We start from the raw sequence: 25498 nt of genomic DNA on the forward strand, positions 1-25498 counted from the left end.
TCCGTTATCGGACATTGTTTTTTAATCTACGATTGGCATCTTATTTTCGTCTAATGTGAATCCTTCACCATGGACATCATGAACAATGCTTACTGATATGAAGGCGTGTGGATCAATTGCCGTGATTAAATTTTTTAAACGGACAATTTCATTTTTGGCAACGACACAATAGAGGACATCCCGGTCATTTTTCGTATAGGAACCATACCCTCTTAAGGCAGTAACACCCCGTTCCATTTCCTCCATAATTTTTTTGGCAATTTCTTCGTTTTTTTCTGAAATAATCATTGCGCCTCTTGCGGTATAGGCACCTTCTTGCATAAAGTCTATGACTCTTGCACCAACAAAAACCGCGACTAACGTATACATAGCTTGGGTATATTTTAGGTATGTAAGCAAGGATAAAATAATCACACATGTATCAAACATGAACATGGTTTTCCCCATATTCCAGCCAATATACTTTTGAACAAGTCTGGCGATGATATCGACTCCACCTGTAGTTCCTCCTGATCGAAATATAACTCCCAGACCAATTCCCGCAAATACTCCGGCAAATAAGGCTGCCAATGTCAGGTCATGTTCTAATGGCATATTGATTGAATATCTTTGGAAAATCCATAAAAATATCGAAACACCAACTGTGCCAATAATGGAATAGATAAATGCGTTTCTCCCGAGTATTTTCCATCCGATTAGAAACAGAGGGATATTTAAAATAAGGTTCGTATAGGATGGGTCCCATTTAAACAAAAAGTATAATAAAAGTGTAATTCCGGTAAAGCCGCCTTCGGCCAATTTATTTTGCATATTAAAATTGACAAGACCAAATGACATAATGGCGGTACCAATTAAGATGAAAAGGATATTCTTTATCTTAAGGCCAAAAATCATCAAATCTCCCCCTTTTTTTCCAATATTTTTCTCTCTATCAATGTTTTTTATTATATCCAATTACGATTGGAAGAGCAATCCTATCAGAAAGTTCCCACTTTCAGCAAAAATATTTGTAAAATAGCCTTATTTTAGCTACTATGAAAAGCAGTAAGACACTTTACAGAGGTGAAAAAGATGTCAATCGGAAAGTCGATGAAGGACCTGCAAAATGAGGTTGATCAATACATAGGTCAATTTAAAGAGGGATACTTCAGTCCATTAGCGATGCTGGCAAGGATGACAGAAGAATTAGGTGAACTTGCGAGGGAAATCAATCATTTTTATGGTGAGAAGCCCAAAAAAGACAGTGAAACAGAAAAAGCAATTGAGGAGGAGCTTGGTGACTTGCTGTTTGTGTTAATTTGTTTCGCTAATTCTTTACATATAGATTTAGAAGATGCTCATAATTATGTGATGAATAAATTTAATACTAGAGACAAAAATCGCTGGACAAGAATTAATTCAGAGAATGGAGAGTGAGTTCAATGAAATCAATAAAAGTAATTATTGCTGGACCGCGTGGAAGAATGGGAAGAGAGGCTGTTATGCTGGCGGCGAATACGGAGCATTTCGAGTTGGCAGCCGTGGTCGATTATAAATTTGATGGGAAGCAGATAAATGAAATCCAAGGCTTTCAACTTCCAATAGAAGTCCCGGTCTTCGGGAACCTTGAATCATGTTTACAACATATTAAAGCGGATGTGTTAATCGATTTAACCACACCGGAAGTAGGTATGCATCATACAAAAACTGCGCTTCAATACAACGTTAGGCCGGTGGTTGGAACAACTGGATTTTCTAAAAATGACTTAGAAGAATTGGAGAGAATATGTACTGAAAAAGAAATAGGCTGTATCATCGCACCTAATTTTGCAATTGGTGCTGTTTTAATGATGAAATTCTCCCAAATGGCGGCGAAATATTTTCAGGATATTGAAATTATTGAACTTCATCATGACCAGAAACTTGACGCGCCATCGGGCACAGCTGTTAAAACGGCAGAAATGATTGCCGAAGTAAGAGAGGCAAAGAAGCAGGGGCATCAAAATGAAAAAGAAACCATTACAGGTGCAAGAGGTGCAGATTTTGATGGAATGCATATTCACTCGGTTAGACTCCCTGGTTTAGTTGCACACCAGCAGGTTTTATTTGGGTCTGATGGACAAACCTTAACTATTAGACATGATTCTTATAATCGAGCCTCTTTTATGTCCGGGGTGAAAGTGGCTGTAGAAACAGTGATGAACCTAAAAACATTTGTGTATGGTCTCGAAAATATTTTAGAATAGGAGGTTTGGATATGAATATTGCCTTAATCGCCCACGATAAAAAAAAGAATGATTTAGTTCAATTTGTAACGGCCTATCAAACAATTTTTGCAAAGCATACCTTGTTTGCAACAGGTACAACCGGATTACGAATTAATGAAGCTACAGGGTTGGAATTAACCCGATTTAAATCCGGGCCTCTTGGTGGAGATCAGGAGATTGGTGCGATGATTGCAAAAAATAAAATGGATGCCGTTTTCTTTTTTCGCGATCCACTAACCGCACAGCCGCATGAGCCTGATGTAACTGCTCTTGTTCGGCTTTGTGATGTTTACTCGATTCCGCTTGCAACGAATATGGGTTCTGCAGAATTATTAATACGTGGATTAGACCAAGGACTGCTTGAGTGGAGAAATGTGATGAAAAATGGTGAGAGCAATGGAAAATAAGTCTTTAGATATTCTCGCATTTGGTGCTCATGCCGATGATGTCGAGATTGGCATGGGCGGGACTATTGCTAAATTTTCTGAGCAAGGAAAACGAATTGGTATTTGTGATTTAACTGACGCAGGACTTTCTTCGAATGGAACGATAGAGCTTAGGAAAATAGAAGCGATGAATGCAGCGGATATCCTTGGGGTGGCCTTTAGAACATCGCTTTCCCTGCCGGATAGAGGGTTATATCTAACCGGTGAATACATAAAATTGATTGCCGGGGTTATAAGGCAATTAAAACCTAAAATTGTCTTTGCACCATATTTTGAAGACCGCCATCCTGATCACGGAAATTGTGCACGCCTCGTGGAGGAGGCCGTTTTTTCTGCAGGAATCCGCAAATTTAAAACTGATCAGGGTGAGGCACCGCATCGGGTTGAGAGAATGTATTTTTATATGATTAATGGTTTTCACAAACCGGATTTTACCACTGATATCTCGCATCAAATCGAGAAAAAACTCGAGGCATTAAGGGCATATAAAAGTCAATTTGAACGAACAGAAGAAAGCTTCGATACACCATTAACGAATGGATACATTGAAACAGTTGAGGCAAGGGAAAAAATGTTTGGGAAACTTGTTGGTATCCCTTTTGCTGAAGGATTTAAGTCGAAAGTTCCTCTTCTCATCGATCATGATTTATTAGGAGAGTCAAGATGAGGAAACTTAAAATTGGAATTACCTGTTATCCGACAGTCGGCGGTTCGGGTGTTGTTGCAACAGAGCTTGGAAAAATGCTCGCCGAGAAAGGGCATGAAATCCATTTTATTTCATCGAGCATGCCTTTTAGACTGAACCGGATGTACCATAATATTTATTACCACCAGGTGGATGTAAATCAATATTCTGTGTTTCAATATCCACCCTATGATCTTGCTTTAGCAAGTAAAATGGCCGAAGTAGCTAATCGAGAGAAATTGGATTTACTACATGTCCATTATGCAATTCCACATGCTGTTTGTGCGATCTTAGCGAAACAAATGAGCAATCATGACATAAAGATTGTTACCACTCTGCATGGAACGGACATAACGGTTTTAGGTTATGACCCTTCCTTGACCGACGCGATTAAATTTGGCATCGAAAAGTCAGATGCCGTGACGGCTGTCTCAAATGCATTAATTAGTCAAACCTATGAACTGATTAATCCGGATAAACAAATTGAAACAGTTTATAATTTCATCGATGAGCGTGTCTATCAAAAAAGTGATGTACAACATTTAAAAACTGAATTTCAAATAAAAGAATCGGAAAAAGTAATCATTCATGTTTCCAATTTCCGTGCTGTAAAACGGGTTCCGGATGTCGTCAAGACGTTTGCGAAAATTTCCAAGGTCCTGCCTGCTAAATTACTATTAGTTGGTGACGGTCCGGAAATGACGAATGTTTGTAAGCTCGTCCGTAAATTAGGTGTGGAGGACCGTGTTCTCTTCTTAGGAAAACAAGAAAGCCTTGAAGAATTATATTCCATCAGTGATTTAAAGCTCTTATTATCCGAAAAGGAAAGCTTTGGTCTAGTTGCACTTGAAGCAATGGCGTGTGGTGTCCCGTGTATCGGGACAAATGTTGGCGGTATTCCTGAAGTGATAGAACATGGAAAAACGGGATTTTTATGTGAATTAGGAGATATTGTGGATATCTCTAATAAGGCTATTCAAATTTTAAGTGATGAACATCTTCATGAAGCATTTTCGTTAAGAGGAGTAGAAACGGTTAGAAATAAATTTAATGCTAATAAAGTTGTTGAACAGTACGAACAATTATATTTTAAACTTTTGAAAAAAGGTGAAGTGTATGATTGAGCCTTTTTTATCTGCCCTCCCGATACTTAAAAAATTAGAAGACTCGGGTTACGACGCCTATTTTGTCGGGGGATCGGTCCGGGATTTTCTTTTAGGGAAGCCAATTAGTGATGTTGATATTGCAACATCCGCGACACCAGATGAAGTGAAAAAGGTTTTTCCGAAAACGGTTGATATCGGAATAGAACATGGAACCATTCTTGTTTTGTATGGGGATACATCCTATGAAATTACAACTTTTAGAACCGAATCTGAATATCAGGATTTCAGAAGGCCAAAAGAAGTTTCATTTATTCGAAACTTGGAGGATGATTTAAAGCGTAGAGATTTTACGATGAATGCAATCGCAATGGACCAAAGTGGAAAGCTAATCGACCCATTTGACGGTCAAAAGGCAATTTTGAAAAAAATTATTCAGACTGTCGGACAAGCAGAGGAAAGATTCCAAGAAGATGCGCTAAGAATGATGAGAGCAGTCCGCTTTATGAGCCAGCTATCCTTTTCAATTGAATCGCAAACATTGTCAGCTCTCGAAAACCTTGCTTCCCTGCTAGATAAAATTGCTGTCGAACGGAAACGGGCAGAGTTTGAGAAACTTCTCCTCGGCCCAAATTGTAAGGAAGCTGTTAACGTTATGCTTAACACAGGACTATACCACTATCTGCCAGGATTAAATGATCAGAAAGAACAACTAAAAAAACTTGCTCGTTTGAATTGGGACAGTTTGGCAAAAAATGAAATGTGGGCGCTTGTACTTTATTGCCTGAATTTTGATGGAAAAGAAGTTGAACGATTTTTAAGAAATTGGCGGCTGGCCCTTAAAGATATTAGAGAAATTCAACAAATCATTTTTTTCCTCTCTTCTAGGCTTAACAAAGAATGGGAGCTTTATGATTTGTATTTGGCAAAACGGGACACCATCTTATCAGTTGAAAAACTTTTTCAGGTGATAAATGGAATGAAGGAAGTTCAAATAATTAACAATTTAATAAAACGCTACGACGGGTTATCTATAAAGGAACGGGGAGACCTCATGGTCAGTGGAAACGATTTGCTTGAGTGGTGCAATCAAAAACCCGGACCTTGGTTAAAAGATACTCTTTTAACTATTGAACAGGCTATTGTCGAGGGAAGATTAATCAATGAAAAAAACAATATCAAGGAGTGGCTGATGGAGTGCAATCAGAAATAAGAAAAGAATTGCTGGATGCCTTCACGAATGCTGGTGAATCCTATTTATCAGGACAACAATTAGCAGAATTGATTGGCTGTTCCAGAACAGCTGTTTGGAAGCACGTGGAGGAACTTCGTAAGGAGGGCTTTGAGCTTGAAGCAGTTCGACGAAAAGGTTATCGAATTTTGAAAACTCCTGAGAAGATAACGGCAGATGAAATCAGGCTTGGGTTAAAAACAGAATTCATCGGCAGGAATATTTATTATGAGGAAAGTGTGGAGTCAACGCAAAAGATTGCTCACCGGTTAGCAAATGAAGGGGTTCCCGAGGGTACGACAGTCATAGCGGAAGAGCAGTTATCTGGAAGAGGAAGAATGGAAAGAAAATGGCATTCTCCAAAGTATACAGGAGTTTGGATGAGCCTAATCCTTCGCCCGAATATACCGTTAACAAAAGCACCTCAGTTGACACTGTTAACGGCTGTAGCAGTTGTACAAGCAATAGAAGAGATTACTGGCTTAACACCCGAAATAAAATGGCCAAACGATATCTTAATGAACGGTAAAAAGCTAACGGGTATTTTAACCGAGCTTCAAGCGGAAGCAGACAGAATTCACTCTGTTATTATCGGGATTGGAATCAATGTGAATCAGAAAAAAGATGATTTTCCGACAGAACTGCAGGAGACGGCAAGTTCTCTTTTGATTGAAAAAGGCGAGCCGATATCCCGCGCTGAATTAATAAAAAGTATTTTTTTGTATATAGAAAAATGGTATGGAATTTATTTAGAGAAGGGCTTTTCTGCAATTAAGCTGCTTTGGGAAAGCTATGCTATTAGTATCGGCAAACATCTAAAAGCCCGCACTTTAACAGAGGTAATTGAAGGAAAAGCGCTTGGAATAACAGAAGATGGTGTATTACTTTTAGAAGATGAGAATGGAGCCATCCGACATATCTATTCTGCAGACATAGAGATTTAACAATCTTTAGTTGCACATTTCGTATAATTTGTTATAATTCCATTGGGCAGTATCGAATCAGAACTGCACCTCTAGATTAAAAAAACACATAAAATTGGATTCTGCCTAGATCCGAAATTTCGGACCGGGACAGAGGGATGAACATAAACAAGAGTAATAAAGATCCTCTCTGCCTTCAGAAGGATCTTTTTATTTTCGAAAAGATACTCTTTACGTTTACTCACCTCTTCCTAATAAAAGGAGGTACGATGATGAAGCAAACGACTGATTTTCTGAAAATGAAACAAAGCGGAGAAAAAATTGTCATGTTAACAGCCTATGATTATCCTTCCGCTAAACATGCCGAGCAAGGAGGAGTAGACATCATTTTAGTTGGGGACTCATTAGGTATGGTTGTCCTCGGTTATGATTCTACGATCCCCGTAACCCTTGATGACATGATCCACCACACAAAAGCCGTTAAGCGTGGTGCAAAGGAAACCTTTATTGTCGCAGATATGCCATTTTTAACGTATCATCTGTCTCTTCATGAAACGCTGAAAAATGCCGGAAGATTGATTCAAGAAACAGGTGCACATGCGGTAAAGATTGAAGGAGCAGATGATGTTATTGAAAAAATAGCTGCCCTTACCAAGGCTGGAATCCCGGTTTGTGCTCATTTAGGATTAACACCACAATCAGTTGGCGTTTTAGGTGGTTATAAGGTTCAGGGAAAAGACGCTCATGCAGCGATTAAATTGCTTGAAGATGCAAGAGAATGTGAACGGGCAGGTGCATTTGCCGTTGTTTTAGAATGTGTTCCAAAGCAGCTTGCACATGAGGTTGCAAAAGAATTGAACATTCCGGTGATTGGGATAGGTGCAGGGCAAAATGTAGATGGACAAGTCCTTGTATATCATGACGTCTTAGGGTATGGGGTTGAACGGGTACCTAAGTTTGTAAAGAAATATTCAAATCTAGATCCATTTATTACGGAATCAATCCATGCCTATACCGAAGAGGTTAAATCGAACAAATTTCCGGAAGATCAGCACTCCTTTACAATGAAAGAAGAGGAACTTCAAGGTCTTTATGGAGGAAAACAATGAGGGTAATTCCAGCTGTCAAAGAAATGCAAGCAGAGGTCTTAAATCAAAAAGCACAAGGAAAATCGATCGGATTTGTCCCAACTATGGGTTTTTTGCATGAGGGTCATCTCAGTCTTATAAAAAAAGCTAGAGAAGAAAATGATCTGGTGGTATTAAGCATATTCGTAAACCCACTTCAGTTTGGTCCAAATGAGGACTTTGCCACCTATCCCCGCGATTTTGAACGGGACCGGGCATTGGCGGAGAGCGAGGGGGTAGATTTTCTTTTCTACCCCTCTGTTGAGGAAATGTATCCGAATCCTTCATCCGTAACCTTAGTGGTTCAGAAACGTACGGACGTTTTATGCGGAAAATCCCGTCCCGGTCATTTTGACGGGGTGGCAACAGTTTTGGCGAAGCTTTTTCAAATTGTGCAGCCAACAAGGGCTTATTTCGGGAAAAAGGATGCCCAGCAAGTGGCAGTTGTTGAAGGGCTAATTACCGACTTAAATTTCCCTGTGGAATTGGTACCCGTTGATATTGTTCGCGAAGCAGATGGGCTTGCTAAGAGCTCAAGAAATGTAAATCTACTTCCTGAAGATAGAAAGCAGGCAGTTGTTCTTCATAAAAGCCTGCAGCAAGCGAAAAAGGTGATGGATGAGGGGGAGAGAAACCCTTCTACACTAATCAGCTTAATTAAGGAAATGATTACTTCAGAGAGCAGCGGACGTATTGATTATATAGAACTATTGTCCTACCCTCAGTTACTTCCGATAGAAAGATTAGAGGGGAAATTCATCATCGCATTGGCTGTACATTTTACTAATGTTCGTTTAATTGACAATTTCATCTTAGAAATAAATTAATCTGTACAATAGAAAAACAACCAAAGACCGGGAGGAGAACAATCATGTTTCGTACGATGATGAATGGAAAAATCCATCGCGCAACTGTTACAGAAGCGAATTTAAACTATGTGGGCAGCATTACCATTGATGAAGATATTTTGGATGCGGTTGGGATGCTTGCCAATGAAAAGGTGCAAATTGTCAACAACAACAATGGAGCCCGTCTTGAAACCTATATTATTCCCGGTGAGCGCGGCAGCGGAGTGATTTGTTTAAATGGTGCAGCGGCCCGGCTTGTCCAAAAAGGGGATATTGTTATTATTATTTCCTATGCGATCGTTTCAGAAGAAAAATTATCTGAGCATAACCCTAGAGTCGCCATTATGGATGAAAACAACAAAATAAAAGAATTGATACACGCTGAACCAGCGTTAACAGTGATGTAATCCCCTTTTTTGGGGATTTTTCTTTTTTTCGGATCTTTTTATATAATAGTTTTAAATCTCTTGAAATAGTTTCTTTTTCTTTTACCTTTTTTGTGATACCGTTTTAATGAACGAAGGTTTGAGGTGTAAATAATGTTAGAAAATAAATATGTTGTTATAGATTTAGAAACCACAGGTAATCTTCCTAAAAAAGGGGATAGAATTATTCAATTTGCAGCTGTGGTCATTGAAAACGGTATAATCACAGAAATGTTTTCATCATTGGTTAATCCAAAAAAGCAAATCCCGGCTTTTATTGAAGAATTAACTGGTATTGATGATGATATGGTAAAGGATGCTCCTGCGTTTTCAGAAATTGCCCCAAGGATAGAGAAAATTCTTGAAGGGGCTTATTTCGTTGCACATAATGTATTATTTGATTTATCATTTCTCCAGGAAGAATTACAGCTTGCTGGTTTTGAGGGCTTTTACGGATCTGTAATAGACACGGTGGAAATGGCAAGGATTCTGTATCCAACAGCAGATGGCTATAAGTTGTCAGATTTAGCCGAAAAAGAAAATCTACAGCACGATCGTCCGCATCAAGCCGACAGTGATGCCGAGGTAACAGCAGAATTATTTCTTATTTTGCTTAACAAATTGGCATCAATGCCCATTACAACATTAAGACAGCTTTCACAGCTTTCAGGCGGTCTTAAAAGTGATTTACAGCAATTGCTCGACGAGTTGCTCGTGGAGAAGGACCCTACTGAAGAGGTCCTGCCAGAAGGGATTGAAGTTTTTAAGGGAATTGCTTTAAAAAAAGAAACCGCGAAGCAAGCAGTATATCGGGAAAAGGAGCCTCTTCATTATCCTGAAAAAGAAGCGGAAAAAATCAAGATCATAAAGCAAGCCTTTGAAAACTTTGAAAATAGAACCGGTCAACTTACGATGATGGATGGAATTTATCAAGCGTTTCAAAAACAGGAGCATTTGTTGATTGAAGCGGGGACAGGTGTAGGAAAATCCATTGGTTATTTATTACCAAGCGTATTTTATTCCAAGCAAAAAGGACAGCCTGTTGTGGTGAGTACTCATACCATTCAGCTCCAGGAGCAAATTATTAAAAAAGAAATCCCAATGCTTGAAAAAATGCTTCCATTTAAATTCACATCAGTGCTTTTGAAAGGAAGAAGTCACTATTTAAGCCTGGTGAAATTCAACGAAACCTTATTAGATGAAAACGATAATTACGATACAACCTTAACGAAAATGCAAATCCTGGTCTGGTTGATGGAAACAGACACAGGTGATAAAGATGAATTGAATTTGGCAAGTGGAGGATCTTTTTATTGGAATCGGATAAAAAATGACCCAGCTGTTTTTATACAATCATATGAATGGCTTGAAAAGGATTTTTATCTTAGGGCTAAAAAAACAGCTGAGGAAGCAAATTTAATCATTACCAATCATTCTTTACTATTAAGTGATCTTTCCGCCAATGGGAGCATTCTGCCTAATTTTGATTTCTGCATTATTGATGAAGGACATCATTTTGAGAAAGTAGCCAGTCAGTTTTTTGGCTTTAGCTTAGATTATTTGTCCACTAGAATGCTGTTAAGCCAATTTGGTCACTATGAACAGAAACAGCTTTTTTATCAGTTTGAGGAATTGCTGAAATTATCAGGCAGCAAAGCGGAAGCGTTGGCACATACATCTAAAATAAACAAGCTGGCAACAGATTTATTTTATGAAATGGATGAATTTTTTAAGCTGATTGCCCTATATGCCAAAAAGATGGGAAGTAACAAAAAGGGATTCACCCGCGCAAAGGTGCGCTTTTCAGACGAAGACCATGGAAAAGAGAAGTCAGCACTTGTCCATAGTGCAGAAAGATTTGCATTCTTGCTAAAGGATTTGCATTTAGCCATGATGGACAGATTAGCATTGATTGAAAATAAAAAAGGCAAACTTACACAAGAGCATAGGAATATTATCGAGGAATTGATTTCATTTCTACATGATTTGGAAGAATTGAAAAATACTGTCCAATCATGCTTTATTCTAAAAACAAATTTTGTAAAATGGATGGAAGTAGACTATAGGTCTCCACAAAACGTAACAACCTTTTTAGCGAAACCAGCCTCTGTTGCAGTAGCGCTCAGGGAAAAGTTTTTCAATAAGAAGAAAAGTGTTGTTGTGACATCAGCCACGTTAACGGTTAACCATTCATTTGAATATATAAAGAAGGAGATTGGCCTTCCTTCCGCTTCTACCATGATAATTCCTTCTCCATTTGAATACGGAGATCATGTTAAGCTATTGATTTCTGAGGATTTACCGGAAATCAATTCTGTCTCACTGGATGACTATGTTGTAACCATTACAGAACATATTATTTCACTTTCGGAAGCAACTAAGGGAAGAATGCTGATTCTTTTCACAGCCTATGACATGCTGAAAAAGACATATGAACTCATAAAAGAAAGTGGTTTTTTAAGCGATTTTGCGATTTTTGCTCAAGGTATTACCAGTGGAAGCAGAACAAGATTAACAAGAAATTTTCAACGTTATGATAAGGCCATTTTACTTGGGACAAGCAGTTTTTGGGAAGGTGTAGATATCCCCGGAGAGGATTTATCCTGCCTTATTATTGTCAGGCTTCCATTTAGCCCGCCGGATGAACCCTTTACGGAGGCAAAATGTCAATATATCATCCAGCAGGGTGGGAATGCCTTTTCGGATTATTCCCTTCCTGAGGCAATCCTTCGTTTCAAACAAGGCTTTGGCCGATTGATTCGAACAGCTTCAGACAGGGGGATTGTCATTGTTTTTGATAAAAGGATTATCACTACGAAGTATGGTAATGCCTTTTTAAAGTCCATTCCTGCTGTTCCGGTCAAAAAAGGTAATATAGATGAACTTGTGGAGATTATTAACGAGTGGTTATGAAGGATGGAATCTTCCTAACCATTAAATTCGGATAAAATTTGGTAAAATTACACATCCTATAGATAATATAGGGGAGGGAATGTGTATGCGAATTTTACTAATCCTAATAACTCTATTTTTACAAAATACTACATTGGGTTTTGCCTCTTCATTAATCTCGGATGATTTTGAAAGTATCAACTTAAAATTGAAAGACCATGAAATGGCCGTATCTTTTTTAGGGTTAACAAACGGGGAGGCAACCCTTATTCAAGGCCCTAATAATGAAAATATATTAGTGAATACAGGTGGAGAGAGCGTAGAGTCAGAATTAGATGAATGGCTGCGGTTCTATGGAGTAAAAGAAATTAATTCTTTAATCTTAACGAATAAACAAGGATTAAATGAATCTCAAATTAATCATTTAATCTCCAATTATTTTATAAAAGAAATTGTGACAACGCGTGAAATTTCAAGTCAATTGTCAGCGCATTTCCATGGCGCTAATTTAATCCCTATAAAGGTCTGGGGAGATGGGACAGCGAAACAGATTTTACCTGAAGTATTAGCAAACGTTCAGTATGCAGGAAATGAACAGGATGAGGGGTTAGACTTTACTTTAAAGTTTTATAAACATCGCCTCTTTTTTATGACTTCCTATAGTCCAAGGTCACAGGAGATGTTAATGAAAAAAAATCTCGGAGATATCAATGTCTTTAAGGTCCCAACGATGGTCGAAGACAATTCTTTATCTGAAAAATTAATTCATACGGTCAATCCGCAAATATCGATTCTTTTTTCTACAGAAAAAAACTCCCCGGATATTGATATGATCCAGGATCTACAGGATTCCTGGTCGGAAGTATATTTTACAAAGAAGCAAGGTACTGTGACCATTAAATTTACAGAGTTCAACTATGAGGTTTTTAACATCCCAATTGAAGGGGATGAATAAAGACAAAAAATTAATCTAAGATTGGGTAAATTAAAACACGAAACCGTGCACACCTGTTATAATAGTTGAAGAGTTTTCTGATTTGGCAATAAAGGAGGCAGGATATGGAGAGTAAAATTGAAGTCTTATCAACGGTTAAAATCCAGCATGGTCCTGATTTATATAAAATAGTCGATGCTCTGAATCGCACACTAAAGGAAAAAGACCTCATGTTTGGACTTGCCCTAGATCAAGAAGATAAAAATAAAGCGATTTTTACCATTTATCGTACATAGTGAAGTGATAACGTGAAAAAATGGATTGTAAGTCTCGTAGTAATTATATTAGTTTTTACAGGGATTTTGGTTAAGGTGTATGTAAAAGCACAAGAACCACTTAATACTGCAGAAAAAAAAGCCCTTGCTCTTGCTGAGAAAAAAGTTGCCATTAAAGAGGTGGATGACTTTCATGTCTATCATGGAATCGATACGGTTAATGTCATTGAAGGAAAAGCCAAAAACGGTCAAAAAATTATCGTTTGGATTCCTGAAAAGACGAAACAGATTATCGTAAGAAATGCGAAGACAGGTCTTACAAAAGAACAGGCAATAAAAAAGCTTTTACAAGAAAAAAATCCTGAAAAGATTATTTCTGTTCGCTTAGGAATGGAGAAAAATATTCCTTTATGGGAAATTTATTACCGTTCAAAAAATAATTTAATAAATTATTATTACATTCACTTTGAAACAGGCGAATGGCTAAAAAAAATTGAAAACTTTTAGTATAGTTGGAGAATGGAGGAGAAGAAGTTGGTAAATCTTGCAGAGCGGGTGTTGGCGCTTACGCCTTCATCAACATTAGCGATTACAGCAAAAGCAAAAGAATTAAAAGAACAAGGTGAAGATGTTATTGGATTAGGTGCTGGTGAGCCTGATTTTAATACTCCACAGCACATTTTAGATGCAGCAACAGAGTCTATGCAGGCTGGTCATACAAAATATACTCCTTCAGCGGGTTTACCTGCACTTAAGAAAGCGATTATTGAAAAATTTGAAAAGGACCAAGGAATTTCCTATAAGGCAAATGAAATCATTGTTGGGAATGGTGCTAAACATGTTTTATACACCCTTTTCCAAGTTCTGTTAAATGATGGGGACGAGGTAATTATTCCAACTCCTTACTGGGTCAGCTATCCTGAACAGGTTAAGCTTGCAGGGGGAGTACCGGTTTATATTGAGGGTAAAGAAGAAAACCAATTTAAAATTACTCCGGAGCAGTTAGCTGGTGCCATTACAGATAAGACTAAAGCAGTTATCATTAATTCACCAAGCAATCCTACAGGGGTTCTATACACAGCGGATGAGCTTCAAGAATTAGGAAAGGTTTGCCTTGAAAGGGACATCCTAGTTGTTTCAGATGAAATTTATGAAAAGCTTGTGTACGGTGATCATAAACATATTTCAATTGCTCAAATTTCACCTGAACTAAAAGCTCAGACTATTATTATCAATGGTGTTTCCAAATCCCATTCCATGACTGGATGGAGAATTGGTTATGCTGCCGGTAACAGTCAAATTATCCAAGCAATGACAAACCTGGCAAGTCACAGTACATCGAATCCAACAACAACTGCACAATATGCGGCAATTGCAGCATATAACGGCACGCAGGCGCCTGTCGAGGAAATGCGTCAAGCCTTTGAACAACGATTAGAAATTATTTATGATCAATTAGTATCTATTCCAGGTTTTTCGTGTGTAAAGCCGCAAGGAGCCTTTTATTTGTATCCAAATGTGAAAGAGGCAGCAAAGCTTACAGGATTTAATAATGTGGATGACTTTGCAACTGCATTACTTGAAGAAGCAAAAGTTGCCGTTATCCCAGGCTCTGGTTTTGGAACTCCAGATAATATCCGTCTTTCCTATGCGACATCATTGGATTTATTAGAAAAAGCAGTTGCAAGAATGCGTCAATTTGTGGAGTCAAAGCGATAGGGATAGTCTTTATTGATGAAAAAGTCTGCTAATGCAGACTTTTTTTACTTATAGTTTTCTTTACCAATGTTGGATTTCTAATACTCTTACTACCATGGCTTGTTCATGTTATACTTAACGCGAGGTGTTTAATATATGAAATCAACGATTGTTTCATGGCTTCAGGAAGGTAATATTACTGTCCCAGCCATTTTATTTTCAGAGTATCGAAATCTAAATTTAAACGAATACGAACTTGTTCTTTTATTAAATATTATGACTTTTATCGAAAAAGGAAATCAATTTCCAACCCCTGAAGAACTCTCCTCCCGTATGACAGTTTCCATAGCGGAATGCAATGAAATGCTGCGAAGACTTATCCAAAAGGGATGTATCGAAATCATTGATGAATATTCACAGGATGGGATTCGGTATGAAAGGTATTCTGTGATTCCTTTGCTTGAGAAATTGGTTGAACAATTCTTGATGAAAAATAAACGCGTTGATGAGGCAAATAAAAAATCTGAAGAAACAGATCTTTATACATGTTTTGAAAAAGAATTCGGTCGTCCCTTATCCCCATTTGAATGCGAGTCATTGGCGATGTGGATGGATGATGATCATCATGACCCCATTATTATAAAAGCTGCATTACGCGAAGCAGTAATGTCCGGTAAATTGAATTTTCGTTATATTGATCGGATATTATTTGAATGGAAGAAGAACGGAATTAAAACAATTGAACAAGCAAAAAACCATGGTCGAAAATTTCGTAATAAACAACAGCAAAATAGAAAAACAAGCCAGGAAGATTCGGAACAATCCCCAACAGTTCCTTTCTACAATTGGCTCGAACAATAAAATCTCAGATAGCGAGAGGTGGTTCTCTCGTTTATTTTTATTTTATCTGTGTTTGAGTGAAGCGGAAGGTGCGAGACTCCTGCGGGAGTACGGGACAGGGGAGACCCCGCAGGCGCTTAGCCACGAGGAGGCTCACCGAACCCGCCCGCGGAAAGGGAAGCACCTGGAGCGTAAATCAAATGAAGTTTCAATTTATAATAGGTAGGTGACCAGTTTTGTTGAATAATACACAAATTCGCTATTGTCTTGATAAAATGGGCGAGATGTTTCCTGACGCCCATTGTGAATTAAATCATTCCAATCCCTTTGAACTAATCATCGCTGTTTCTTTATCAGCCCAATGTACAGACGCACTCGTCAATAAAGTAACGAACAACTTATTTCAAAAGTACAAAACACCTGAAGACTATTTAAGCGTTCCGCTTGAAGAGCTTCAAAATGATATCCGTTCGATTGGTCTGTATCGCAACAAAGCTAAAAATATTCAAAGCCTGTGCCGAATGGTACTAGAAGAGTATAATGGAGAAATTCCAACGGATCGTGATGAACTCACAAAGCTCCCTGGAGTTGGAAGAAAAACTGCAAATGTCGTGGTTTCTGTTGCATATAATATACCGGCTATTGCCGTTGATACCCATGTCGAAAGAGTGAGTAAACGGTTAGGCATTTGCCGCTGGAAAGATTCTGTTCTTGAGGTGGAAAAGACGCTAATGAGGAAAATACCACCCGAGGAATGGTCGGTAACCCATCATCGCCTGATTTTCTTTGGAAGATATCATTGTAAGGCACAAAACCCGCAATGTCCTTCTTGTCCTTTATTAGAGCTATGCAGGGAAGGAAAGAAGCGTATGAAGGCAAAGGATGTTTCCTAATGGAAAATCGATTTGATTTTGAAAAGCCTTGGGAGAACCCTACCGAAGTAATCCCAAGGCTTCTAATGGAATGGGGACAGATCAAAACAGATCTTGAAAAATTTTATCGCATTCGTGATCAAGAGAATACGAATCTGGGAATGAAAAAGGGGATTAACTTATTTCTTAAATTCTTATTTTGGTCGAATGAATTGCCAGTGGGTGATAAAGAACCACTGCCACTTGATTCATTACCATACAGACCTGTTAACATTGATGAGAGGATTGGTTTTATCCTTAAAAGACCCAATCTTTTTCATTCCTATCGTCAGCTTTCTGAACTTTTTCTTGAACAAGAAAAACAGTTTGTTAAAAAAAATATTAAAGAAAAAGCGTCTAAGCCAAAAGGCTAGACGCTTTTTTCGTAGATTTTATTAGGTACCGGGCTGTTCAGTGTCTTGCGTATTGGTACCGCCGTCTGTTGTGCCAGTATTAGTGTCACCAGTGCCTTGATTCTTATTACCTTGATCATTTCCTTGTTCGGTGCCAGTGCCCTGATTTTGACCTTCACCCTGGCCCTGACCCTGTCCTTGTTCAGTGTCAGTACCAGTACCAGTGCCAGTACCAGTACCAGTACCAGTGCCAGTACCAGCACCGTTGCCCTGATCCTGACCGGTATCCTGTCCTGGATTCGTATCAGATGGTGTGCCGTTCTCAGTGCCGTTATCACCATTGTTTTCATTTCCAGGGGTAGTTTCTTCAGGTGCTTTTGGTACTGTGAAGCTTGCAGCAGCCGAATCACTCTTCCGGCTTCCGTCGGTTGCAACAATGGTAAATTTATAAGTTGCTCCTGGTGTAACATTTGGAACTGTAATTGATTTTTTGTCCGTTGTTAAACTTGTTTGTCCGGAACCATCATCGACAGAGATAGCGAATTGAATATTCGCTGATGATTTATTTTTATAGCTCCACTTAAGAACAAGTTGATTATTTTTCTCGTCGTATTTTACTGATGCACTGCCAGGTGCATTCAATTTATCATATCGAGTTGATACCCTGCTAGGTGCATTCCCTTTAACAGCATATTCTGTAATGACTAAATTGGATGGTGTATATTGACTTGCAAGTACCGGCGGCATTGAGCCTTTTTCAATTCTTACCCTTTGAACACTATTTGGAACAGGGAAATCGGATGTTTGTTTCCCTTCAGATACATAGGAAATCAAATTCCTAAACATATCTTGAGCAATTTTTTGATCCTCCCCAGGTGCAATTGGGGTGGAACGGTCCTTATATCCGGTCCAAATCGATGCTGTGTAATTTGGTGTATAACCGGAGAACCAGGCATCCGGAATATAAGAGCTGCTCGGGATATTCCATTGTGCTCTTTCCTCATCCGTATAATTGGTTGTTCCTGTCTTCCCTGCGATATGAAGACCTGGAACGTTGGCCCTCGTCCCTGTACCCGGATATTGGAGGACACTTTTTAGCATATCGGTAATCATGAAGGCTGTGTAATCCTTCATCACAACTTTTGTTTCTGGTGTGGTGTTAATGACAGTTCCATCACGTAGTTTAATTTTTATCACCGCATACGGTTTTGTATATAAACCATTATTGCCAAAAGCACTGTATGCACCGGCCATTTGAAGAGGAGATACACCGTCCCTTAAACCACCGATTGCATAGGATTCATAAATTTCTTTCAAAGGAATTCCTAAATTATTAGCAAACTTTTTGGCGCGATCCAATCCTACCTGCTGTAAGGTTTGAACAGCAGGGGTATTTCTAGATAATTGCAATGCAGTTCGAATGGTCATTCTCCCCATGTAACGACCATCCCAGTTTCCAAAGGTTTGGCCAGTTGAATATTGTACCGGTTTATCATCAATCGTCTGATATGTTCCCCATTTTAAATATTCAATGGCAGGGCCGTAATCCAAGACAGGCTTGATGGTTGAACCCGGCTGGCGTCTCGTATCAATTGCATAGTTGAAACCCCGTTTTACTTGCTGGTTTCGACCGCCCCCGATTGCCCGGATCGCTCCAGTTTTCGTATCAAGAAGTGAAACACCAGCCTGGAATTTTTCATCAGGATAGTTAATCACATCCTTGGTATTCAGCATTTTATAAACATATTTTTGTGCCTTTGGATCCACTGTTGTATAAATAGTTAAACCATCGGAGAAAATATCAAAATCTCCTTGCTGTTTCACTTCATCAATTACCGCATCAACAAAAGAGTCGAAAGGTTTTTCATCAATCTTGCGCTTGTCTTCTTTTACTAATCCTTTTTTAATCGGAACTTTCATGGCTTCTTCCATCTTTTGCTTTGAAATAAAACCATGTTGATGCATTAAGGATAATACGATATTACGTCTTTTTTCTGCCAAGTCAGGATTTGTAAATGGATTGTAGTTATTAGGACTTTGCGGCATTCCCGCTAGCAAGGCAGCTTCAGGCAATGTCAAATCCTTTAGTTTCTTTCCGTAATAGGTTTCAGCAGCCGTAGCCATCCCGTAACTGCCTTCTGACATATTTACCTTATTGACATACATTTCAAAAATTTGGTGTTTTGTATATTTCTGTTCTAGCTGATAGGAAAGCCACGCTTCCTCCACTTTTCTTTTTAATGTTTTCTCTGGTGTTAAAAATGAATTTTTAATTACCTGCTGGGTAATGGTACTTCCACCTTCAGCTCCAAATCCATGCTTAATATTAGCCAGCACAGCACCGCCAAGACGGATAGGATCAATTCCATGGTGCTTATAAAAGCGATAATCCTCAGTAGCCAGGACGGCATTCTCCAAAAGCTTTGGTATATCCTTATAGTCGACATATTCCCTGTTAACAGCGCCGACTTCAGTCAGCAGGTGGCCATTCATATCTAAAATCTTCGATGAAATGGGATCTTTTAAAACCTTTGGATCAAGTTTTGGAGCGTCTTTCACCAAGTAGGCAAAAGTTCCAACCCCGGCCAAAATCACGACAATTCCAAGGGCGACAAGGGTTAAAAATATTTTTTTTATAATCCCTTTAGGTTTTTTGCTTGTTTTTGTTTTTGGGTTGCCCTTTGTTTGCTGCTGTTTTCGGCGCTCCTCTCTTGATTGATATTGATCAGCCATTTTAAAGTCCTTCCTTTCCAACTTCACTCAAGGTTATTTAAGACAATTGATAAAGCGTATCTATTATTCTAATATAGTCAATTCTTGCTTGGAATCCAAGCGGAATATAATACCCAAGTTGTTCAATTTCCTCCTTGGTAATTGATTTTCTTCCTCCTGTTTTCATTCTATCCCAAAATTGTAATAAGTTTTTCGCTTCAAGCAAATAAACCTGTTCCTCCTTTGTAAATCTTAAAATGACAAAACAGATTCCTCCCTGAAGCAGTACTTCTTCCATATGTCGGATTTGGTGCTCATGGAAATTCTTTAAGGGAAATGAACTGGAATTCTGTGTTTCTTTTGCTTCAAAATCAATATATTTACCTTTATATACCCCGTTATAATCGGTAGTAGAGGCTTGCTTGAAATAAGCTTCCTTTATGACAGCCGCACTTCGCATCGGGTAATCTACCTGAACAATTTGAACAGGTGTAGGTTTTTTATGAACAACCGCAATTTTTTTTTCTCTGTAATATTCATTTGTTATATTTAAGTCTTCTTCAAGAGTCATTCCTCGATTACTGTAAGATTCATTTTTTTTCTTATTAGCAATTTTGGAATTTGCCGCTGCATTAGGAATATACTGTTTTCCGTTTGGATAATTCACGCTCATTTTTTGCACCTCTCAAACTATTATTTATCATAACAAATCAAAGCCGAGTTGGGTGCATAAAAATTTGCAAGTTCCGTATTCTAATCATTACAACTTTTATTTTAACAAGGGAAGAGAATAATGAATCATTTTACAATACAGGAACAGGAGATTATCCGTCAAATAATAACTGAAACGGAAAAGAAAAATCTCGATAATATTTCAAGAACAAATGCCTATTTTCGGTATTTTAAGAAAAATCCTGATATTATTTGGTCCTTTCTTGCCCATATGGTTTCAAGGAATGGGGGATGGAATATGTGTGACCTTGAAGGGTCTATATTCCCGCATTTATTGGAGTCGAAAATAAGAAAGCAGCTTTTCCTAACCTATGAGCGGGCTAATTGGTTAATTTTCCACGATGTTTTCCCCCAGCTGTTGCTCTATCAATATTCGACGAGATTAGACCGTCCGATGTTTCATTTACTTCCATATTTCAATGTTTCTTCATTTATTCAAAAGGAATGGGTTCACTATTGGAATGAAAAAGATAAGTTCAGAATGATGACGGCTTTAATTATTAATGAACAAAATGTCATTCAACAACCAATTATTGAGCATCCAATTTATAAGAAGAAAGTATTTCGTTCGATGATTTTCACTTTTCAGGATTGGCTTCATTTCAGCTGTGTATTGTTTCCGACCTGTGGGGGAGAAGTGTATGGGTCCTGTGTGAGTGGATTCCGATCGGTTTCAAAAAGAATTCATTTGGGGAAACGACTTGCAAACATTCTTTTTCATCCACGTTTATTTCCTTATTTTTTTGAATTTGCCAATCGTACACCTCATACGGGTTCAAGGTATGACTATGAACAGTACTTTAAAACGAAGATTGTAAGAAAAACACCTATACTAAGAGCAGCTTTTCCTGTGATTAAACATCATCAACATACCTATGAGGATTGGAATAAACATCAACGTGTATCCCCAATATGGCTCCATGGACCAGTCAGTCATAAACATTCAATTCACCTAACAGATTGGTATTTCAAAAAATTGACTCAACTAGAACTCTTGCTTGCTCTAAAAAATTCCTTTTTATAATCGAAAAAGATCCATGAAGATTCTTGCTCAGATAGTCCCTGCAAAATGGCCTGTAGATTTCCGCTCCGGTCACTCGCTTTCCGCGGGGAGGTCCTGGAGCCTCCTCGGCGCTTGCGCCTGTGGGGTCTCCAGTGACCTCTCTATCCCGCAGGAGTCGAGTGCCCTCCGCTCCAATCTACAGGGGCAAATCAACCTAAAGTATTGCATACACTTATTCAAACCTCACAAAGTGAAATTATTGTTATAAGGGAAAAGAAAAGTGGTTTCATTGTCCAATCAAGCTGGTATTACTGTCAAAATGGAATAGAAAAATTGTTTGTCGTGTCACGACTTTTACTTTATTTTTTGAGCGTATATCGGGGTAGTATAGGCAGTTCCCACTCTTCTTTGAATCAGTCTTGTATTCTTTATAAGCCTCACAATAATGGTGCAGGACATTGTTGTAAGGGCCTGTTGGTTGGAGTGGAAGGCACGGAGACTCCTGCGGGAGTACGGGGCAGGGGAGACCCCGGAAGCGCCCAATCGCTGAGGAGGCTCCCCGGCACGCTCGCGAACCGCTTGTGCCTAGAGCGGAAATCAACAGACTTATTGTAATGACAAAACTCTTAAGATTTATAGTAAAATAACCTGTGAATCATTTAAGAGAGCAAATAAAATAAAGGCTATCGAAAGATTTTCAATAGCCTGAGCAAGAGTTCCTTGCTTTTTTTCGTTATTCTGCTGGCCGATTTGGACCTTCTAGTTTTTTATCACCATAGCCAGCTCTTTTTTCAGTCTCTGATTGCCTAGGATTTTTATTTTGCTGTTTTTTATTTGTCATCGAAAAACACCTCCATTTCTAGCTTGTACGTTTTTACTAATTTCATTCGGAATCCGTTTTGTCGAAAACGTAAGCTTATAATGCCAAAATTACACTTTGTTTGACGAATAACTTCTAGTTTTGTCAGGGTAGAAGGAAGCAGGAAAAAGAGGGAGAATTACTATCTTAGAGAAAACTTGAGGAGGCTGTTAATAATGAATAAGCCAATGTCTGAAAAAGAAATGCTGCTTACGATGCTGACAGATATATACGATCAGTTGGAAGAATTAGAGTCGGTTCTAGAGGCATCATTCTCAGACCTTCGAAACAGTTTAGTGGAAGATGAACACAATAAATTGACAGTGCCTAAACAAAGATTATCAGCAATAGATGAGGAAATGGGGCATCTCTTCCCTGATACTTGCAATCATACAGATCTGAAGCAAAATCATGTCTCTGGAAGGCTAAAGCTTGAACTTGGCTTTTAATAAACAGTAAAATAGAGAATATCTTTTTAAGGTAGCTTTGTCATTCACAGCTACTTTTTATTTTGCAAAAAGGGAAGGTAGCATATGGAAGAGCGACATAAAGAACTAACGCAAAAATTACTTCAAAACAATCAATTGTTCTTGAAATATTATCAAGAAGTACGTGAAACCGGGATAAAACAGGATTTTCATCAGGTGATAAAACCTTTTGTCGATGAAGTAAAGATGGAAACGGATGAATGGAAGGAGTTAATGAAAAAATGGTTAAGAGAAAACTCTCGTAAGCATATTTATGAAAAGCAAATTGATCTTATCGCTGAACATATTTCTGATTTATCCATCCAAGCCTTTTTCCCAGAAACAAGCCGAACAAGGTTCACGAATACAAATCGAACGGTAGAATATTTTTTAACAAGTCTATTAATGGAGTTAAAAAAATAGAAAAAAGATGCCAAATGGCATCTCTTTAAAGTGATTTAGTTAGAATTTTCGATGAGGGAGTTTTCCGTATAATTTTCAGGAATAACCGCGCCTTGAGATTCAAGTTCACGGACAAGAAGGCGATATTCTTTAATGCTAATTTCATTGTGAATATAGGCTTTCTTGGCAAAATCCATTAGTGTATTAACATCATTTGTGCTGTAATCTCGACTTTGAATAAATTTGCTTTTTAATTCATGAATATCCATAGATTTCTCCTCCTTCACCTTTTATCTATCGTATCACGAAAAAAAAGGATTTTTTGTTTTTGAAATATTTAAACTTCAGACAAAATTCGTTTCGTTTTGACAAATCGCTGTGCTTTTAAAAATAATCACCTTTCCTGGGTTTTTATCATAAAGTGAAGTAATGAAAGAGTGGAGGAGATGTTTGCCCATGTATGGTAACTATAGGCCAATTCCCTTCTTTAATCATGGATTACCAGGGCAAAGGAAGCAAGGGTGGCCAGTTGATTATGAAAGAAATCATCAAGGGTTTGTTTTAAATCAGCCCTTTCCGTATCCGTCCCAAACACAAAATTACGATTGGAACCAGTACCAGCAGCAAAACCCATACTTACCGAAAATGGTTGGCCAAACCTATCAACAAGGGATGTTTCAACAGCCAATGCCCTATCCAAATCAGCAGTTTTCACAGAAGGATTCGCAATTTCTTTTCCAAAACCCGCTTCAGCCACAAGAGAAAAAGGTTCCTAACCAGTATATGCCCATGAACGGGTACCCAATGATGAATCCCTATCCAAAACAAAACATGATCCCCAAACAACCTGGGGGAATGAAATCGATTATGAATTCGTTTAAGTCCCAGGACGGGACAGTAGATCTTAATAAAATGATGAATACTGCTGGTACAATGATGAATGCAGTAAATCAAGTATCTACACTGGTAAAGGGGCTTGGCGGTATGTTCAAACCATAAAAAAGACGGCTTCGCTAAGCCGCCTTTTTTTGTTTCATGTATGTTATTCTTCAATTCTGATGACTTTTCCTTTTTCCTGAGGAATTCGGATTTGAAGTAAGCCATCACGGTAGGAGGCTTTTACTTTTTTTTCATTGATTTGGTAGGGAAGTGAAATGGTTCTAGAGGAGTGCTGGCGCAATTGCCTTTTATGATAAAGCTGATTTTTTTCATCTTCCTCGGTTATCATTTCATTATTATCAATGGAAATCGTTACATAATGGCCGGAAATATTTAAATGAATCTGCTCTCTTTTAATTCCCGGAAGTTCTGCCGTAATAATATATTCCTCCTTGGTTTCAACCGTTTCAACGGGAAAAGCCGCACTGAGTGGAAAGGGAGTTTTAAAAAGTTCATCAATCGATTGTAAAAAACCTCTGATCGGCTGTTCATGAAACAAGTCATTCATGGATTTGAATAAATCGCTGAACGGCTCGGTTTTTGATTTTTTTTTGTTATTTGGATCGCCCGGAAGCATGGCTGACATTGCAATTCCCTCACTTTCAAGAATTTCACACAACATCATATGCTAACGGTACTAGGTATGTGCCTGAATAACAGAGGAGGCCTGGGCTTGGATAAGAACAGAATAAATGAAAAACCGCTGCCAAGGCAGCGGTTAAGCTTTTTTTAGATCAAATGAATCTCTTCCATCAGAATATCGATATCAAGCAACATATTGCCTTCATCGTCAACTTCAATTAATTCCTCTTTTTTCATTTTTGTCAGTGTCCGGCTAATCGTTTCACGGGTTGTTCCGATCATGTTGGCAAGGTCCTTATTGGTAAATTCCGCTTTTAAGAGGATGGAGCTATCTTCAAGCTTCTTGCCATACTTTTGTGCAAGGCGGATGAGTAATTTTATAATTTGTTCATAGGTATTATTAAGAATTTGTTCCTCCAACCGGTTTTGCAGATCAACAATTTTTTCCCCAAGGACACGAAATACTTTTATACATAACTCAGGGTTTTCAATTAGCACAGATTCAAACTTTAGTATGGGGATTGCAATTAAGGTTGATGGCTCGAGGATTTCAGCATAGGCAGGGTAGTCTCCTTTTCTAAAAAAACCGACATGCGGAAACATTTCACCCTTTTTCATAATGTTAACAAGTTGCTCTTTCCCGCTAATATCGCTTTTATAGATTTTTACTTTCCCGCTTTTAATAAAGTAGACATTTTCAAGGGGGTCTCCCTGTAAAAAAACATGGCTATGTTTTTTCCATTCCCTCACAATCGCGATATCGGTTACTTTTGTTAATTCATAGTCATTCAAGTCTCGAAAAAGAGTGAATTCTGAAAGTATCTTTTTAATTTCTTCTATTTTCATTCTTTCACCACATTAAATT

General features: G+C 38.3%; 28 protein-coding genes. 22 read left to right on the plus strand and 6 right to left on the minus strand.

The features are described from left to right. Positions 1–21: 21 nt before the first annotated feature. Positions 22–894 carry a YitT family protein gene (locus tag E2K98_RS16355; RefSeq protein ID WP_133335921.1) on the minus strand — a complete coding sequence of 291 codons (873 nt, stop codon included), beginning with the start codon at positions 892–894 and terminating at the stop codon, positions 22–24. Positions 895–1071: 177 nt separating this feature from the next. Between E2K98_RS16355 and E2K98_RS16360 the strand changes: the two genes are divergently transcribed. The 18 genes from E2K98_RS16360 (at position 1072) to E2K98_RS16445 (ending at position 16958) form a co-directional block, all read left to right on the plus strand. Next, positions 1072–1416 (plus strand): nucleotide pyrophosphohydrolase, encoded by a 345-nt coding sequence (locus E2K98_RS16360; protein WP_133335923.1) that lies wholly within the window; start codon positions 1072–1074, stop codon positions 1414–1416. Between the two features lie 5 nt (positions 1417–1421). Continuing rightward, complete coding sequence (gene dapB, locus E2K98_RS16365; protein WP_133335925.1) at positions 1422–2225, plus strand: 4-hydroxy-tetrahydrodipicolinate reductase; 804 nt, start codon at positions 1422–1424, stop codon at positions 2223–2225. Between the two features lie 11 nt (positions 2226–2236). Then, positions 2237–2653: a methylglyoxal synthase gene (gene mgsA / locus E2K98_RS16370; RefSeq protein WP_133335927.1), complete on the plus strand. Its 417-nt coding sequence runs from the start codon at positions 2237–2239 to the stop codon at positions 2651–2653. Beyond that, complete coding sequence (bshB1, locus tag E2K98_RS16375) at positions 2643–3359, plus strand: bacillithiol biosynthesis deacetylase BshB1 (RefSeq protein ID WP_133335929.1); 717 nt, start codon at positions 2643–2645, stop codon at positions 3357–3359. Before mgsA ends, bshB1 begins: the two co-directional genes overlap by 11 nt. Next, positions 3356–4501 (plus strand): N-acetyl-alpha-D-glucosaminyl L-malate synthase BshA, encoded by a 1146-nt coding sequence (gene bshA, locus E2K98_RS16380; RefSeq protein ID WP_133335931.1) that lies wholly within the window; start codon positions 3356–3358, stop codon positions 4499–4501. The genes bshB1 and bshA overlap by 4 nt, the downstream gene beginning before the upstream one ends. Beyond that, positions 4494–5693: a CCA tRNA nucleotidyltransferase gene (locus E2K98_RS16385; protein ID WP_133335933.1), complete on the plus strand. Its 1200-nt coding sequence runs from the start codon at positions 4494–4496 to the stop codon at positions 5691–5693. The genes bshA and E2K98_RS16385 overlap by 8 nt, the downstream gene beginning before the upstream one ends. Beyond that, entirely contained in the window at positions 5678–6655 is a 978-nt protein-coding gene (locus tag E2K98_RS16390; RefSeq protein WP_133335935.1) for a biotin--[acetyl-CoA-carboxylase] ligase, read from the plus strand. Before E2K98_RS16385 ends, E2K98_RS16390 begins: the two co-directional genes overlap by 16 nt. Before the next feature lie 251 nt (positions 6656–6906). Then, positions 6907–7743 (plus strand): 3-methyl-2-oxobutanoate hydroxymethyltransferase, encoded by an 837-nt coding sequence (gene panB / locus E2K98_RS16395; protein WP_133335937.1) that lies wholly within the window; start codon positions 6907–6909, stop codon positions 7741–7743. Continuing rightward, on the plus strand, positions 7740–8588 hold the full coding sequence (gene panC / locus E2K98_RS16400) for a pantoate--beta-alanine ligase (protein ID WP_133335939.1): 849 nt from the start codon (positions 7740–7742) through the stop codon (positions 8586–8588). Before panB ends, panC begins: the two co-directional genes overlap by 4 nt. A 44-nt stretch (positions 8589–8632) precedes the next feature. After that, positions 8633–9016, plus strand: a complete 384-nt coding sequence (gene panD, locus E2K98_RS16405; protein WP_133335941.1) for an aspartate 1-decarboxylase — start codon at positions 8633–8635, stop codon at positions 9014–9016. Positions 9017–9148: 132 nt separating this feature from the next. Next, entirely contained in the window at positions 9149–11947 is a 2799-nt protein-coding gene (dinG, locus tag E2K98_RS16410) for an ATP-dependent DNA helicase DinG (RefSeq protein ID WP_133335943.1), read from the plus strand. A gap of 85 nt (positions 11948–12032) precedes the next feature. Further along, positions 12033–12881 carry a ComEC/Rec2 family competence protein gene (locus E2K98_RS16415; protein ID WP_133335945.1) on the plus strand — a complete coding sequence of 283 codons (849 nt, stop codon included), beginning with the start codon at positions 12033–12035 and terminating at the stop codon, positions 12879–12881. A 104-nt stretch (positions 12882–12985) separates the two neighbouring features. Then, complete coding sequence (locus tag E2K98_RS16420) at positions 12986–13156, plus strand: YpmA family protein (RefSeq protein WP_071353850.1); 171 nt, start codon at positions 12986–12988, stop codon at positions 13154–13156. Between the two features lie 12 nt (positions 13157–13168). After that, entirely contained in the window at positions 13169–13642 is a 474-nt protein-coding gene (locus E2K98_RS16425; RefSeq protein WP_133335947.1) for a cell wall elongation regulator TseB-like domain-containing protein, read from the plus strand. Between the two features lie 27 nt (positions 13643–13669). After that, positions 13670–14854, plus strand: a complete 1185-nt coding sequence (locus E2K98_RS16430; protein WP_235824832.1) for a pyridoxal phosphate-dependent aminotransferase — start codon at positions 13670–13672, stop codon at positions 14852–14854. 135 nt (positions 14855–14989) lie between these two features. Further along, positions 14990–15694 (plus strand): DnaD domain-containing protein, encoded by a 705-nt coding sequence (locus E2K98_RS16435; RefSeq protein WP_133335951.1) that lies wholly within the window; start codon positions 14990–14992, stop codon positions 15692–15694. 215 nt (positions 15695–15909) lie between these two features. Then, complete coding sequence (gene nth, locus E2K98_RS16440) at positions 15910–16566, plus strand: endonuclease III (protein WP_133335953.1); 657 nt, start codon at positions 15910–15912, stop codon at positions 16564–16566. Next, entirely contained in the window at positions 16566–16958 is a 393-nt protein-coding gene (locus E2K98_RS16445; RefSeq protein WP_133335955.1) for a YpoC family protein, read from the plus strand. Before nth ends, E2K98_RS16445 begins: the two co-directional genes overlap by 1 nt. Before the next feature lie 21 nt (positions 16959–16979). Here E2K98_RS16445 and E2K98_RS16450 read toward each other — a convergent pair whose 3' ends face one another. Both E2K98_RS16450 and recU read right to left on the minus strand, forming a co-directional pair. Further along, a complete protein-coding gene (locus E2K98_RS16450) occupies positions 16980–19670 on the minus strand; it encodes a PBP1A family penicillin-binding protein (RefSeq protein ID WP_133335957.1) in 2691 nt (896 codons plus the stop codon). Between the two features lie 37 nt (positions 19671–19707). Then, positions 19708–20322 carry a Holliday junction resolvase RecU gene (gene recU / locus E2K98_RS16455; RefSeq protein WP_133335959.1) on the minus strand — a complete coding sequence of 205 codons (615 nt, stop codon included), beginning with the start codon at positions 20320–20322 and terminating at the stop codon, positions 19708–19710. 120 nt (positions 20323–20442) lie between these two features. On the opposite strand from recU, the gene E2K98_RS16460 reads away from it, so the two are divergent. The 3 genes from E2K98_RS16460 to E2K98_RS16470 all read left to right on the plus strand — a co-directional run bounded on the left by E2K98_RS16460 (position 20443) and on the right by E2K98_RS16470 (position 23133). After that, positions 20443–21405, plus strand: coding sequence for a DUF2515 family protein (locus E2K98_RS16460; protein ID WP_133335961.1), 963 nt, complete (start codon positions 20443–20445; stop codon positions 21403–21405). A 1014-nt stretch (positions 21406–22419) separates the two neighbouring features. Beyond that, positions 22420–22692, plus strand: a complete 273-nt coding sequence (locus tag E2K98_RS16465) for a hypothetical protein (protein ID WP_133335963.1) — start codon at positions 22420–22422, stop codon at positions 22690–22692. A gap of 84 nt (positions 22693–22776) precedes the next feature. Continuing rightward, positions 22777–23133 carry a DUF1798 family protein gene (locus tag E2K98_RS16470; protein ID WP_133335965.1) on the plus strand — a complete coding sequence of 119 codons (357 nt, stop codon included), beginning with the start codon at positions 22777–22779 and terminating at the stop codon, positions 23131–23133. Positions 23134–23168: 35 nt separating this feature from the next. Here the strand turns inward: E2K98_RS16470 and E2K98_RS16475 are convergent, their stop codons facing one another. After that, the gene (locus E2K98_RS16475; protein ID WP_026573237.1) at positions 23169–23381 is read right to left on the minus strand and encodes a YppF family protein; all 213 of its coding nucleotides are present in this window, start codon (positions 23379–23381) and stop codon (positions 23169–23171) included. A 187-nt stretch (positions 23382–23568) separates the two neighbouring features. Here E2K98_RS16475 and E2K98_RS16480 point away from each other — a divergent pair, with 187 nt between their 5' ends. After that, complete coding sequence (locus E2K98_RS16480; RefSeq protein WP_235824833.1) at positions 23569–24111, plus strand: YppG family protein; 543 nt, start codon at positions 23569–23571, stop codon at positions 24109–24111. Between the two features lie 43 nt (positions 24112–24154). On the opposite strand, the gene E2K98_RS16485 is transcribed toward E2K98_RS16480, so the two are convergent. Next, positions 24155–24637: an Hsp20/alpha crystallin family protein gene (locus E2K98_RS16485; RefSeq protein ID WP_133335969.1), complete on the minus strand. Its 483-nt coding sequence runs from the start codon at positions 24635–24637 to the stop codon at positions 24155–24157. Positions 24638–24780: 143 nt separating this feature from the next. Continuing rightward, entirely contained in the window at positions 24781–25479 is a 699-nt protein-coding gene (locus E2K98_RS16490) for a Crp/Fnr family transcriptional regulator (protein ID WP_133335971.1), read from the minus strand. Between the last annotated feature and the right edge of the window lie 19 nt (positions 25480–25498).

Source organism: Bacillus salipaludis, from assembly GCF_004358205.1.

Coding starts and splice junctions, on each gene's coding strand:
- E2K98_RS16355 (WP_133335921.1), bottom strand. CDS start 894: ATGATTTTTGGCCTTAAGATAAAGAATATCCTTTTCATCTTAATTGGT.
- E2K98_RS16360 (WP_133335923.1), top strand. CDS start 1,072: ATGTCAATCGGAAAGTCGATGAAGGACCTGCAAAATGAGGTTGATCAA.
- dapB (WP_133335925.1), top strand. CDS start 1,422: ATGAAATCAATAAAAGTAATTATTGCTGGACCGCGTGGAAGAATGGGA.
- mgsA (WP_133335927.1), top strand. CDS start 2,237: ATGAATATTGCCTTAATCGCCCACGATAAAAAAAAGAATGATTTAGTT.
- bshB1 (WP_133335929.1), top strand. CDS start 2,643: ATGGAAAATAAGTCTTTAGATATTCTCGCATTTGGTGCTCATGCCGAT.
- bshA (WP_133335931.1), top strand. CDS start 3,356: ATGAGGAAACTTAAAATTGGAATTACCTGTTATCCGACAGTCGGCGGT.
- E2K98_RS16385 (WP_133335933.1), top strand. CDS start 4,494: ATGATTGAGCCTTTTTTATCTGCCCTCCCGATACTTAAAAAATTAGAA.
- panB (WP_133335937.1), top strand. CDS start 6,907: ATGAAGCAAACGACTGATTTTCTGAAAATGAAACAAAGCGGAGAAAAA.
- panC (WP_133335939.1), top strand. CDS start 7,740: ATGAGGGTAATTCCAGCTGTCAAAGAAATGCAAGCAGAGGTCTTAAAT.
- panD (WP_133335941.1), top strand. CDS start 8,633: ATGTTTCGTACGATGATGAATGGAAAAATCCATCGCGCAACTGTTACA.
- dinG (WP_133335943.1), top strand. CDS start 9,149: ATGTTAGAAAATAAATATGTTGTTATAGATTTAGAAACCACAGGTAAT.
- E2K98_RS16415 (WP_133335945.1), top strand. CDS start 12,033: ATGCGAATTTTACTAATCCTAATAACTCTATTTTTACAAAATACTACA.
- E2K98_RS16420 (WP_071353850.1), top strand. CDS start 12,986: ATGGAGAGTAAAATTGAAGTCTTATCAACGGTTAAAATCCAGCATGGT.
- E2K98_RS16435 (WP_133335951.1), top strand. CDS start 14,990: ATGAAATCAACGATTGTTTCATGGCTTCAGGAAGGTAATATTACTGTC.
- E2K98_RS16445 (WP_133335955.1), top strand. CDS start 16,566: ATGGAAAATCGATTTGATTTTGAAAAGCCTTGGGAGAACCCTACCGAA.
- E2K98_RS16450 (WP_133335957.1), bottom strand. CDS start 19,670: ATGGCTGATCAATATCAATCAAGAGAGGAGCGCCGAAAACAGCAGCAA.
- recU (WP_133335959.1), bottom strand. CDS start 20,322: ATGAGCGTGAATTATCCAAACGGAAAACAGTATATTCCTAATGCAGCG.
- E2K98_RS16460 (WP_133335961.1), top strand. CDS start 20,443: ATGAATCATTTTACAATACAGGAACAGGAGATTATCCGTCAAATAATA.
- E2K98_RS16465 (WP_133335963.1), top strand. CDS start 22,420: ATGAATAAGCCAATGTCTGAAAAAGAAATGCTGCTTACGATGCTGACA.
- E2K98_RS16470 (WP_133335965.1), top strand. CDS start 22,777: ATGGAAGAGCGACATAAAGAACTAACGCAAAAATTACTTCAAAACAAT.
- E2K98_RS16475 (WP_026573237.1), bottom strand. CDS start 23,381: ATGGATATTCATGAATTAAAAAGCAAATTTATTCAAAGTCGAGATTAC.
- E2K98_RS16480 (WP_235824833.1), top strand. CDS start 23,569: ATGTATGGTAACTATAGGCCAATTCCCTTCTTTAATCATGGATTACCA.
- E2K98_RS16485 (WP_133335969.1), bottom strand. CDS start 24,637: ATGTCAGCCATGCTTCCGGGCGATCCAAATAACAAAAAAAAATCAAAA.
- E2K98_RS16490 (WP_133335971.1), bottom strand. CDS start 25,479: ATGAAAATAGAAGAAATTAAAAAGATACTTTCAGAATTCACTCTTTTT.